We start from the raw sequence: 12,733 nt of genomic DNA, 5'->3' as shown, positions 1-12,733 counted from the left end.
AGAAAAAGAAATTTGGGTAGGTGCTCCGGTTTTCAAAGACTTTAATTTTATAAATAATACGGGCGTTTCCTATTGTTTGGCTCCAACAGATCAATTGAAAATGGATTTGCCAACCGATAAAGTGGTTGCTAATTTTGCAGGTATGACATCATTGGATATTTTTAACAACAACAATTGGGAGTGGCAAAGGTCCAACAATCTTATCATCTTAAATTCATCAACGGATAAAAACACTCGTACAATTTGCCCGATGGGAAATGGATTTTCGAGCTTCAAAGTAAGAGCCAAAAACGCTTGCGGTTGGAGTGAGTGGTACGAAATTCCGGAATTTGAAATCACCACATTACCTCCGGGTATATTTACGAAGCAAACGACCAATACCTTTACCGTTTTCCCTAATCCATCGAATGATATGGTGTATATCGGTCTGAAAGACACTACTAAAAAACCAGAAAAAGAAACCGTAATTACAGGCGAACTTTATGATATTTTAGGGTTCTCAAAAACGAAAGTGAGCATCGTAAACAACAAAGCTTCATTTTCGGTAAAAGGTCTAAACAAAGGGATTTACATTTTGAAAATATACATTAATAATCAAGTAGAAAGTCATCAGATTTCAGTTGAGTAACTATTTACCAATACGGCTTATGCAAAATTTGTGTAAGCCGTGTTTTTTCAATAATTTATTGTACTAAATAAAAAATTATAATACATTTGACAGAATAAAAAAATAAAAAAATAAAAACTAAAAATGAGTTACATTTCTTACATCGAGGCAAGACAAATTTTAGACTCAAGAGGCAATCCTACTGTTGAGGTAGATGTATTTACCGAAAACGGAACTATGGGTAGAGCTGCTGTCCCATCGGGTGCATCAACCGGAGAGCACGAAGCTGTTGAGCTAAGAGATGGTGGAGCAGAATATATGGGGAAAGGCGTTTTGAAAGCCGTAGAAAATGTGCGTGAGATTATCGCACCGGAATTGATCGGCATGCCTTTGTTTGAACAAAATATGATTGACAAAATCATGATTGCAGCAGACGGTACTTCCAACAAAGGAAATCTAGGAGCAAACGCCATTTTGGGAGTTTCCATAGCGGTTGCAAAAGCAGCTGCTGCCGAACTGAAAATGCCTTTGTATAAATACATCGGTGGTGTCAATGCCAATGTACTTCCTGTTCCCATGATGAATGTGATCAACGGTGGCTCGCATTCCGATGCTCCTATTGCTTTTCAAGAATTTATGGTAATGCCGGTAAAAGCAGACTCTTTCTCTCATGCTTTAAGAAAAGGAACTGAAATCTTCCACAATCTGAAAGCCATTTTGAAAGGTAGAGGACTTTCTACTGCTGTAGGCGATGAAGGAGGTTTCGCACCCACTTTTTCCGGTACCGAAGATGCTTTGGATACTTTGTTGCAAGCTATTGAAAAAGCAGGCTACAAACCGGGAGACGATGTGATGTTGGCATTGGACTGCGCTGCATCTGAATTCTATGTAGAGGGTTCTTACGATTATAGAAAATTTGAAGGCGACAAAGGTGCGCACCGTTCTAGAAGCGAGCAGGTTTCTTATTTGGCCGAACTTTGTGCCAAATATCCGATCATCTCTATTGAAGACGGTATGCAAGAAAACGATTGGGAAGGTTGGAAAATGCTAACGGATAAAATTGGTGATAAAGTACAATTAGTTGGTGATGATTTGTTCGTGACCAATGTCGAGAGACTTTCAAAAGGGATCAACGAAGGAATTGCGAATTCAATCCTGGTAAAAGTGAACCAAATTGGATCACTTTCCGAAACCATGGCTGCGGTACAGATGGCTCAGCACAATAAATATACGACGGTAATGTCTCATCGTTCTGGTGAAACGGAAGATGCTACCATTGCCGATCTGGCTGTCGCAATGAATTGTGGTCAGATTAAAACAGGATCTGCTTCTCGTTCGGACAGAATGGCGAAGTACAATCAGTTGTTAAGAATTGAAGAAGCTCTTGGCGATACTGCTGTATTCCCGGGAATGGATGCCTTCAAAATTAAAAGATAAATTTTACTGAGCATTGAGATTTTTTTCTCAATGCTTTTTTATTTCACACTATTAAAGTGATAATCAGTTGTTTAATTGTAATAGTTTTATTGTAATACTGTATATGTTTTTAATTGATAAAATATATCGCATCATATGTGAAACTAATTTGATTATTCGATAGTTTTTATGTACTTTTAGCAAAAATTTTTTAACAAAATGTCAGACAATAAAGTTGTATTGAACTACGACGGGAAATCTTTTGAATATCCTATTGTAGATAGTGTTATCGGAGACAGAGGGATTGATATCTCTAAATTGAGAGACCAAACCGGTCTAATTACTTTGGATCTTGGGTATAAAAATACCGGAGCAACAATCAGTGATATTACCTATTTGGATGGAGATAATGGAGAATTATTCTACAGAGGTTATCCCATTGAGCAAATTGCGGAGAAATCCAATTTTACAGAAGTAATGTACCTTTTACTTCACGGTGAGTTGCCAACAAAGACTCAGTTTGAAGGTTTCGAAAAAGGAATTAAGAAATATAATTTTGTAGCAGACGAAATGAAGAGAATCATCGATGTATTCCCTCGTTCGGCACACCCAATGGGAGTGTTGTCTTCTTTGACTTCTGCACTTACTGCATTCAACCCGAGATCTGTAGATGTTTCTTCTAAAGAAGATTTGGATCACGCTGCAGAAATGTTAATTGCAAAATTCTCTCACCTTTGTGCATGGACTTACAGAAAGAAAATGGGATTGCCAATTAACCACGGTGATAACAACCTAGGTTATGTTGAAAATTTCTACAGAATGTGCTTCCGTAAGCCGTACGAAGATTTCCACATGGATCCAGTAGTTGTAGATGCTTTGGATAAATTGTTAATCTTGCATGCAGACCACGAACAAAACTGTTCTACATCAACTGTGAGAATGGTAGGATCTGCTCATACAGGATTGTTTGCTTCTGTTTCTGCTGGTATTTCTGCACTTTGGGGGCCGCTTCATGGCGGTGCTAACCAAGCGGTGATTGAAATGCTCGAGATGATCGAAAAAGATGGAGGTGATGTTTCTAAATACATTGCAAAAGCAAAAGATAAAGAAGACAGCTTCAGATTGATGGGCTTTGGACATAGAGTGTACAAAAACTTCGATCCAAGAGCAAAAATTATCAAAAAAGCGGCAGATGACATCCTTAACAAATTAGGAATCGAAGACAAAGCGCTAGATATTGCTATGCAATTGGAAAGAGTAGCGTTGGAAGACGATTACTTTGTAGAAAGAAAATTGTACCCGAATGTAGATTTCTACTCAGGCATTATCTACAGAGCGTTGGGCATCCCTACAGAAATGTTTACCGTAATGTTTGCTTTAGGAAGATTACCAGGATGGATCTCTCAATGGAAAGAGATGAGACTAAAAGGCGATCCAATCGGAAGACCAAGACAAGTCTATCAAGGTGCTCCAAAAAGAGATTATGTTTCTTTGGAAGCGAGATAGTACTTTCGATAAATAAAAAAAACTGTTTCAAATTTTTGAAACAGTTTTTTTGTTTTTAGTTGGTCTGGATCTCCGGGTTCAATCGTAGTATAAATTCAGCCAAAAAAGGAAATTCATCCCAGTCTTTATCGATAATATTTCCATTGTAGGTCACAACATCAAGATCCATTTCTCTAGGTGCATTTTTGTTATCGCTTCTCACCCTGCCCAGGATGGCTTCAATTTGCTTTAAATTTAATTTTAATTCAGAAAGATTTTTAGTCGTATGAAGAAGTACAGCACCGTTAAGAAAATCGGGTTGATCTTTAAATTTTAAGGGCTCAGTCCAAATAAACTCACTTCTTTGGGTGATGTAGCCCAGTTTCTGAAGATGTTCTAGCGCTTTGTTAAAGTTTTCCTCGGCGTTGATGTTGGCTCCTAAAGAAACAATCGCAGTATTGTGCCTGTCTTTACCGTCTATACAAACCATTACATTATCTGCAAATCTTAAAGCATGAGGTTTTTCTACCTGTACTTCTACATCTTGTATGGATGGGTGATGGGCTTGGATTTTGGTGTAGATTAACTCAGCAACCGTTTCTATAAGCGCAAAATGTTGATGTTCTATTTGTTCTATTATTATTTTGTTCAGTTTTTTGTAATCTACTGCATATTCTACAAGATCGGTTTCTGTAGCTTCTTTGCTGTCGTATTTGAAAGAATAGGATACAATTAAATCTTGTAATTTTTCTTTTTCCCAATCGACAAAGCCTATATAGGAACGAAGTCTGAGTTTCTCAACCTTTACTTTTATGAGATTGGGATTATAGTCTTTTATCATAGTCATATTTTTAATAGTTGTTTAGATGGCTTTTCAATTCGTTTGATGTTTCTAAATCAGATGATCGCCACCATCGATGTAGAGAATTTGTCCGGTGAAGAAATAACTCTCGATGATAAACTGCATCGCTTTGTTTATTTCATCGAGATTTCCAATGGTTTTCAGTGGAATGTTTTTGGCCAAATTCAACAGGTAAGTTTCATCTTTATCTTTGGGTGGAAGGATGAGACCGGGTGCAATTCCGTTCACTCTAAAATGTGGGGCAAGCTCTAGAGCGGAGAGTTTTGTAAACTCCAAGAGCATTTTTTTGCTGAGCAAATAATCCAAATGTTCACTGTGGTTTTTGGTGACTTTGGTGTCCAGAAAATTAATGATGCAGCCTTGGCTGTATGTTCTGGCAAAGGCTTTGGTGAGGAGATAGGCATTTTCGAAATTTATTTTCATTTCTTTTTCCAAAAGATCTTTACCTTTCATTTCAAAATTGGAAGGAACAAAATCTGATGCGGTATTCACCAAAATTTCAAGGGCTATTCCACGGTTTTTTAATTCTGCAAGAGCAGCATCGTAATCGTTATTTTCCAAAAAATTAAAATGCAGAGTTTCTGCTTGTACACCGATTTTTAAAATTTCAGATTTTACTTTTTCCGCTTTTTCAGAAGAAGAATTGTAGTGCAACAAGAGGTTGTAACCCATTTTTGCCAAATGGATGGCCACCGATTTGCCGATTCGGTCAGAACTTCCGGTTACCAATGCGTATTTTTTCATACTTTATGAAGTTGTGAAGTTGTAAAGCTGTTAAGTTGTGAAGTTGATGAGATGTAAAGCTGTGAAGTTGTAAAGTTGTGAAGCTGTGAAGTTGTAAAGATGTTAAGCTGTGAAGATGTTAAACTGTGAAGATGTTAAGTTGTGGAGTTGTGGAGTTGTAAAGCTGTTAAACTGCCTTTCCTCTGTTTTAAAATCCAAAATCCAAAATCCAAAATTTCTAACTTCTAACTTCTAAAAATCAAAATCCTTCTTTTACAATAAAGTCTTCAGCTACTCCTAAGGATGCCAATTGCTTTTCTACCGCATTCATCATCGGAGGAGGCCCGCAGAGGTAATAGAATTTCAACTCCGGCTCTTGATGTTTTTGAATTATTTCTTGAGAAATGTAGCCGTGCTCATAGCCTTCAAGATCTTCATCCGATAAAACATTGATGAATTTGTCACTCAATATTTTCTTGAAATGATCTTCCAAAATAATGTCGGCTTTGCCTTTGTTGGCAAAAATAAGTTTGTTATTCCCCAATTTATTTTTCCTTTCTAAGTCTTTCAAAATGGCGATAAATGGCGTAATGCCGGCACCTCCGGCAATAAAGATGCCGTCGCCTTTGTATCGGATATCGCCGAATGGTTTGTATAGGTAGATCTCGTCACCCACTTTTGCAGAAATCAATTCGTTGGTGATTCCTTGGTGAGAAGGATAGGTTTTGATGACGAATTCTACTTGGTCATCTTCTGGTAAGCTGGTAAAGGTGAAGCATGTTTTCTTGGTTTCCCAACCCGGTTTGTTGATGGAAATGTCCACTGCCTGACCTGGAAAATAAGGATAATCTTTTGGTTTTTCAACCACCAAATGAAGAACATCGTGGGTGAGGTGTTCTATGGATTTTATTTTTACTAAATGTGACATGGTGTGTGATTTTGAATTAAAGGTACGACATAAATTCGGCTTGAAGTCTCTCGTTTTCAAACTGTCCCGAAAATTCTGAAGTTACGGTGGACGAGTTGGTGTCGCAAATCCCACGAGAAGCCACACAAAGATGGTCGGCCTCTACCATCACAGCGACATCGTCATGACCCAGGATTTCTTTCATTCCCTCCAGAATTTGAACCGTCAATCGTTCTTGTACCTGAGGTCTTTTTGCATAATACTGTACCAATCTGTTTATTTTGGACAAACCCAAGACATGGTCCTTGGGGATATACGCAACATGCACTTTCCCAATAATCGGAACAAAATGGTGTTCGCAATGAGAATACAGCGTGATGTTTTTCTCTACCAGCATTTTTTTGTACCCGTATTTATTTTCAAAAAGGCTAATTGAGGGTTTGTTGGCAGGGTCTAAGCCGGAAAATATTTCTTTAACATACATTTTAGCCACCCTTCTAGGAGTATCTTGCAGGCTGTCGTCTGAAAGATCCAATCCTAAAGTTTCCATAATTTTTGTAAAATGAAACTCGATCTGGTTCATTTTTTCGGTATCGGTCATCAGAAAAGCCTCTTCGATAATGGGGGTGTTGAAATACTGTTTTCTGAAGTTGGTTGGTAAGGTCTCTTTCATAATGTTGATTTTTTAAAATGCTCCATCCCTTTCTGATTTTTTTTTGATTTTTTAAAATCAATTGTAAGAAGAATTTGTGTGTGTTTTGGAATCTTTTAGAAAGGGATTTTGAACATTTTATTTTTATTGCTAAGTTCTAAATCATAAGCCTAACAAATAAATAATCAATCATTTACACTGCGGCTTGTCTCGTCAGAAAACCACATAGAAACATAGTATATACAGCAATTAAGACAGTATAGTTTCACTTAGTATCCGTCAAAGACGGATATCTATTGTGTGTTATTAGTATTTCTTTTTGTAAAAAACGATACATACTTTGTGACTATGTGGTTATAATTAAATTACAATGTTTTTTAGTTATGTATTGAGTTAAATATCAATGTGTTGTGTTTTTGCTATGTACTGGATTTTTTTGTCAGATTTTTGCAATCTCATTCATCACTCTTTCTACCATGGCATCGCAGTAGATGAGGTTGAATTCGAAAATTTCATCCGGAGTATAGGCTTTTTGCAATCGATCTCTCAGCATGGCTTTCGCCCTGTTGAGGCGAACTTTTACATTGGCTTCGGAGATGTCTAATGCCTGAGCCGTTTCTTCGGTGTTCATGCCGTTCAGTTCTCGAAGAGAAAAAACCATTTTATATTCCATAGGGATGCTCTCTAGTGCGGTTTCTATAATGCCACCGAGTTCTTTGCTAAGGACATCATGGTTGGTGTCGTTGTTTTTATGGGTGAACATAGGGATTACATTTTCGTTAACTTCTTGTGCAAATTCGTTTTTGTAACTCGATTTTTCTTTCTTTCTGAAACAATTGTTCAGCATTATTTTAGAAATCCAAGTTTTGAAACTGGCCTTTTGCTGAAAACTCGCTAGATTTTTGAAAGCATCTACATAAGTATCCTGCATCAGGTCGAGATCACTGAAAAAGTGAATTTTCAGGAAATATGAAAAAGAAGGAGTTGAAATCTTAGGATTTTAGCTCCTTTTTTTGTACCTTGATAAGGTCTTTTAAAGATAAAGAATGTTAGTCCAACAGCAAAAGATTCAGTTTAGTTCTTATTCCGATTTGTATGATTTAATCGTTCCGAAAGAAAATCTTCTTCGAAAAATTAATGATTTGATAGATTTTTCCTTCATCTACGATGAACTGTTGAATAAGTATTGTTTGAACAATGGTCGCAATGCGGAAAGTCCGGTGAAGATGTTCAAATACCTTTTGTTGAAAAGCATTTACTCGGTTTCTGATGTAGATGTGGTAGAGCGTTCCCGCTATGATATGTCTTTCAAATATTTTTTAGATATGGCTCCCGAAGATGATGTGATAAACCCCAGTTCACTTACAAAATTCAGGAAATTACGCTTGAAAGATACCGATTTGTTGAACCTTCTAATTGGTAAAACGGTAACGATAGCGATCGATAAAGGCATTATTAAATCCAGATCCATTATTGTGGACGCTACACATACTTTATCTAGATCGAATCCATTTTCAAGCATAGAAGTACTGAGAGAGCGTTCGAGATTAGTTCGTAAAACGGTTTATCAATTTGATGAAAACTTCAAATCAAAAATGCCGGTCAAGAATACTGAAAACGATCTGAACAAAGAATTGGCTTATTGTAGAGAACTTGAAAAATGCATAGAAGATGAGCCATCAATAAGTGAGATTCCGGCAGTGAAAGAGAAATTAAATCTTTTGAGGGAAACAGCCGAAGACACCGATGAACAGCTAACTTTCTCAAAAGACACGGATGCCAAAATCGGACATAAATCCGCAGACAGTTCCTTTTTCGGTTACAAAACACATTTGGCGATGAGTGAAGAGCGGATTATCACCGCAGCAGTGGTAACTTCGGGAGAAAAAGGAGACGGGCCTGAATTGCCAAAATTACTGCAAATGAGCCAAGACAACGGAATGGAAGTGGAAACCATCATTGGCGATTCGGCTTATAGTGGAAAAGAAAATCTGAAAATTGCCAGCGAACAGGATATAAAAATTGTTGCAAAGTTAAATCCATCCATTACACAAGGATGTAGGAAAGAAAAAGACCAGTTTGATTACAATAAGGATGCTGACAGATTTGTTTGTCCTGCCGGGCATTTAGCCATCAGAAAAGCCCATCAGAACAGAAAGAATGTCGGCAAAAATCAAGCTGATGTATATTATTTTGATGTTGAAAAATGTAAAGTTTGCCCATTAAGAGAAGGTTGTTACAAAGACGGAGCAAAATCTAAAACCTACTCGGTTTCTATAAAATCAGAATTACACCAAGAACAGATGGCTTTTCAGGAAAGTGATTATTACAAAGAAAAGTCGAAACACCGGTATAAAATTGAAGCCAAAAACAGTGAACTTAAAAATGTTCATGGTTACAAAAGAGCCACTTCTTATGGAATAGAAAACATGCAAATGCAGGGAGCATTGGCTATTTTCGCAGTCAATTTGAAGAGGATCCTGAAATTAATCTAAGAAAAAGAGAACAAAATCATCATCTTTAAAACTCAGCTCCAATTAAATCAAAACAAGCTTTACAAAACCCATTAAATTTAGAACTCCAAAAAATGTAAAGAGCTTATTACCGATTTTAAAGTCGTGTAATAAGCTCTTAATTCTTGTCTGAAATTAAATCTTATTCAAAATGAAGATGGTTTTTCAGTGACCTCATTATTTGAGAGGTGTCTAAATTGGATAACATATTATTCCAGTTAGGAATATTTTCTGTTTGCTGGATGGTTGCGTTGCCTTGTGCTTTGACATGGGAAAGTAGAAGACAAAAAGCAAGAATAATATAGTTTTTTTTAATAAGTACCAACAAATATTTAACAATAAGTTACAAGGAATTAGACGATTGATAGTTTGAATTTTATCTTTACTCTATTTTCTTTTCTCAACTTATTTGCAAGGATGATGTAATCATCAATAATAGAAATTTGCTTTCCCAAAACCGATATACCAAAAAATATGCATTTTTTTTTCATAGTAGCGATCAGGTTTTGTCACTGCAAAGCTACCATAAACAAATGAGGGCAATTTCAAAAGAAAAACCCTCATAATTTTTTATCGGACAATAGTGATTAACTATAAAAACCACGAGATTTTTTTACTCATGGTTCTTTTTTTTTATGTGAATGACTCCATTAACTCATCGGTAATTTCCATGTTGTGATATACATTTTGTACATCGTCATCGTCTTCAAAGCGTTCCAACATTTTCATATTGGCTTTGAACTGATCCAAGTTCACTTCTTTTGTATTGTTCGGAATTCTTTGCAATTCAGCAGACTTGGCTTCTAATCCCATTTCATGAAGTTTGTGGGACAATGTTCCGAAATCTTCAAAAGCTGTGGTGATCATGATTTCTTCATCATCGCTATCTATTTCCTCAGCTCCTCCGTCGATCATTTCCATTTCAAAATCGTCCCAAGGCATAGTTACCAGCGTACGATCCAGAGTAAAAATTCCTTTTCGGTCAAAGATGAAAGCCAACTCTCCGTTTTTTCCAAGATTACCGTCAAATTTATTGAATACAGCTCTTACGTTGGCCACGGTTCTTGTTGGGTTGTTTGTTGTACATTCCACAAAAAATGCCACACCACCTTGCCCGTATCCTTCGTAGGTAATTTCTTCATAATTTTCCGCATCGGCACCTGAGGCTTTTTTGATGGCTCTTTCCACATTATCTTTTGGCATGTTTGCCCCTTTGGCATTTTGTATGCATCGTCTAAGAGCGGGATTGGATTCTGGATCTGGACCACCGGCCTTAACGGCCAAGGCGATATCTTTTCCTATTTTTGAAAATGTTTTGGCCATTTTGTCCCATCTGGCCATTTTGGAAGCTTTTCTATATTCAAATGCGCGACCCATAGTTTAAAATTTTGTATGCAAAAATAATCATTTTAGGAAAATAAAAAAACGCTCTCATTGCTGAGAGCGTTAATTATTTAGAAAAATTTATTATTTTTTCTTTTTAGTTGCTTTTTTAGCTGGAGCTTTTTTAGCTGGAGCTTTTTTAGCTTCAACATCGTGCTTAGGAAGTGCATCCCATTTCGCTTGATCTTCGATTGCTGTAACGATTACTTTTCTGTCAACCATTCTTTCAGCATCAGAAGCTTTTTCAGAAACAGTAGCCAATTGCTCACCAACACCTACAGATTTAAGGTTAGCAGCATTAACACCTCTAGCTTCTAGACCTGCAACAACAGCAGCAGCTCTTTCTCTAGACAATCTCAAGTTGTACACATCGCTTCCTTTTTTGTCGGTAGCACCTGTGATTAGGTAGTTACCACCATCAGTTTTAAGGATTTTAGCAGCAGCATCCAATTTAACTTCAGATTCTGGTCTAAGAGTCGCTTTGTTGAAGTTGAAGAAAATATTCTTAAGAGCTTCAGTTGTTTCAGTAGCAGTTACTGTTTTAGGTTTTGGACAACCGTTGTATTCAGGAAGACCTGGTACAGTAGGACAAGCATCGTCTTTATCCAAGATTCCGTCATTGTCAGTATCTGGCCAAGGACAACCTTGGTTTTCTACTGGACCTGCAACTTCAGGACAAGCATCGTCTTTATCCAAGATTCCGTCATTGTCAGTATCTGGCCAAGGACAACCTTGGTTTTCTACTGGACCTGCAACTTCAGGACATTTATCGTCTAGGTCACGGATTCCGTCACCGTCGGTATCAGGACAACCTTTGAATTCTTTAAGACCTGGAGTATCTGGACACTCATCGTCTTTATCTAGGATACCATCGTGGTCTCTATCTCTTTGTCCGAATCTGAACATTAAAGATGCAGAAGCTTGCCAGAAATTAGCAACATCAGACTTGTCTCCTGGAGTGGACACATAATCTCCTTGTAGATTAAGACCAAAGTTTTTAGTCAACCAGAAGTTAGATCCAATACCACCTGTTGCAGTAAAGTAGTTGGCTTTTCCAACTAAATCACCTTCTCCATTAGCAGAAGAATAGTATTCTCCATTGATGTCTGTTCTTGGGAAAGTAAGACCAGTATAATCGTGTCTTAGGTACCCTGCACCTACTCTCAAATACGGATCAAACCAAGATTCTTCATTCCAGAATCCGTTGATTTTAAATTGCAAACCAAGACCTGTATTCAACATGAACTCTTTGCCCATACCGAATCTCTTGTTGTCTACATTTCCTACTGTTGTTTGCCAGTCTAGAACTAAATATTTGTTCAAGTTTCTAGCAACAGTTAATTTTGACAATGGAGGTGTAATGGTATAATTGTTCATGTGGAACACTTGCTTGAAATTAGTCAAAGTTCCTCCAAAATCGTTACCTTTTACAGCTACATGATTCACTCCGTGCGCACCAACCCCGATTAACCAAGGATTATTGGTCGTTTGAGCGAAAACAGAAGAGGCAATTGTAAGTGCCAATGCTGAAATTCCTAATTTTAGATTTTTCATAGAATTAAATGATTAGATAATTATTAATGCAAAATAAATATAATTTTTCTTTATGCGCAAAGTTTTATTAAGATTTTTTTAACTGTTCTTCATCAGTCTGTTAAGATTTCTTTTATTCTCTCTATCTTTAATTGCCTCGCGTTTATCAAAAAGTTTTTTTCCTCTTGCCAATGCTATTCGTATTTTCGCCTTGCCTTTATCATTGATATACAACTTTAAAGGAACAATGGTATTCCCTGCATCTTTTAACTTTTTTTGGAATTTTTGAAGTTCCCGCTTGTGCAGTAGCAACTTTCGTTCCCTTTTTGTTTTATGGTTATAAAAAGTACCCAATTTATATTCATCAATCATCATATTAATGATGTACAACTCATCATCAATAAACTGACAAAAGCTTTCTGTAATCGAGGCTTTAGAAGATCTCAGCGATTTTATTTCGGTACCGGTCAGCACCATTCCGGCTTCAATTTCTTCTAAAATTTCATATTCGAATCGCGCTCTTTTATTTAGGATGTTGATGGATTTCTCTATTTTCATAGTCCAAAAATATGTTAAAAAAGTGAATTTTTATCTTAAAGTAATTTAACATCTTAAAACCCAATTAATATATAAGACTACAGCAATCGGTTTC

At 36.8% G+C, this 12,733-nt stretch carries 12 protein-coding genes; 4 read left to right on the top strand and 8 right to left on the bottom strand.

All coding sequences use genetic code 11. The annotated features are described in order from the left end of the window. Positions 1-100: 100 nt before the first annotated feature. The 3 genes from H9Q20_RS08625 to H9Q20_RS08615 all read left to right on the top strand — a co-directional run bounded on the left by H9Q20_RS08625 (position 101) and on the right by H9Q20_RS08615 (position 3,529). Entirely contained in the window at positions 101-628 is a 528-nt protein-coding gene (locus tag H9Q20_RS08625) for a T9SS type A sorting domain-containing protein (protein ID WP_187477501.1), read from the top strand. 123 nt (positions 629-751) lie between these two features. After that, positions 752-2,044, top strand: coding sequence for a phosphopyruvate hydratase (eno, locus tag H9Q20_RS08620; protein ID WP_187477500.1), 1,293 nt, complete (start codon positions 752-754; stop codon positions 2,042-2,044). 198 nt (positions 2,045-2,242) lie between these two features. Then, positions 2,243-3,529, top strand: coding sequence for a citrate synthase (locus H9Q20_RS08615; RefSeq protein ID WP_124642310.1), 1,287 nt, complete (start codon positions 2,243-2,245; stop codon positions 3,527-3,529). Positions 3,530-3,584: 55 nt separating this feature from the next. Here H9Q20_RS08615 and folK read toward each other — a convergent pair whose 3' ends face one another. The 5 genes from folK to H9Q20_RS08590 form a co-directional block, all read right to left on the bottom strand. Then, positions 3,585-4,349, bottom strand: a complete 765-nt coding sequence (gene folK / locus H9Q20_RS08610; RefSeq protein ID WP_187477499.1) for a 2-amino-4-hydroxy-6-hydroxymethyldihydropteridine diphosphokinase — start codon at positions 4,347-4,349, stop codon at positions 3,585-3,587. Between the two features lie 51 nt (positions 4,350-4,400). Further along, positions 4,401-5,114 carry an SDR family oxidoreductase gene (locus H9Q20_RS08605; protein WP_187477498.1) on the bottom strand — a complete coding sequence of 238 codons (714 nt, stop codon included), beginning with the start codon at positions 5,112-5,114 and terminating at the stop codon, positions 4,401-4,403. 238 nt (positions 5,115-5,352) lie between these two features. Next, positions 5,353-6,021, bottom strand: a complete 669-nt coding sequence (locus tag H9Q20_RS08600; RefSeq protein WP_124642304.1) for an FAD-binding oxidoreductase — start codon at positions 6,019-6,021, stop codon at positions 5,353-5,355. A gap of 16 nt (positions 6,022-6,037) precedes the next feature. Further along, positions 6,038-6,673, bottom strand: coding sequence for a GTP cyclohydrolase I FolE (folE, locus tag H9Q20_RS08595; RefSeq protein ID WP_124642302.1), 636 nt, complete (start codon positions 6,671-6,673; stop codon positions 6,038-6,040). A 418-nt stretch (positions 6,674-7,091) separates the two neighbouring features. Beyond that, the gene (locus tag H9Q20_RS08590) at positions 7,092-7,583 is read right to left on the bottom strand and encodes a sigma-70 family RNA polymerase sigma factor (protein WP_187477497.1); all 492 of its coding nucleotides are present in this window, start codon (positions 7,581-7,583) and stop codon (positions 7,092-7,094) included. Positions 7,584-7,698: 115 nt separating this feature from the next. Here H9Q20_RS08590 and H9Q20_RS08585 point away from each other — a divergent pair, with 115 nt between their 5' ends. Next, complete coding sequence (locus H9Q20_RS08585; protein ID WP_187477341.1) at positions 7,699-9,147, top strand: IS1182 family transposase; 1,449 nt, start codon at positions 7,699-7,701, stop codon at positions 9,145-9,147. A 651-nt stretch (positions 9,148-9,798) separates the two neighbouring features. On the opposite strand, the gene H9Q20_RS08580 is transcribed toward H9Q20_RS08585, so the two are convergent. The 3 genes from H9Q20_RS08580 to smpB form a co-directional block, all read right to left on the bottom strand. Next, positions 9,799-10,542 carry a YebC/PmpR family DNA-binding transcriptional regulator gene (locus H9Q20_RS08580; protein ID WP_124641115.1) on the bottom strand — a complete coding sequence of 248 codons (744 nt, stop codon included), beginning with the start codon at positions 10,540-10,542 and terminating at the stop codon, positions 9,799-9,801. Between the two features lie 90 nt (positions 10,543-10,632). After that, the gene (locus tag H9Q20_RS08575) at positions 10,633-12,102 is read right to left on the bottom strand and encodes an OmpA family protein (protein ID WP_187477496.1); all 1,470 of its coding nucleotides are present in this window, start codon (positions 12,100-12,102) and stop codon (positions 10,633-10,635) included. 78 nt (positions 12,103-12,180) lie between these two features. Continuing rightward, entirely contained in the window at positions 12,181-12,639 is a 459-nt protein-coding gene (smpB, locus tag H9Q20_RS08570) for an SsrA-binding protein SmpB (RefSeq protein ID WP_124641111.1), read from the bottom strand. Positions 12,640-12,733: the final 94 nt, after the last annotated feature.

The organism is Amniculibacterium sp. G2-70, from assembly GCF_014353055.1.
GTDB lineage: Bacteria > Bacteroidota > Bacteroidia > Flavobacteriales > Weeksellaceae > Amniculibacterium > Amniculibacterium aquaticum.
The sequence above is the reverse complement of the archived record's forward strand: the minus strand, read 5'-3'. Positions and strand labels throughout refer to the sequence as shown.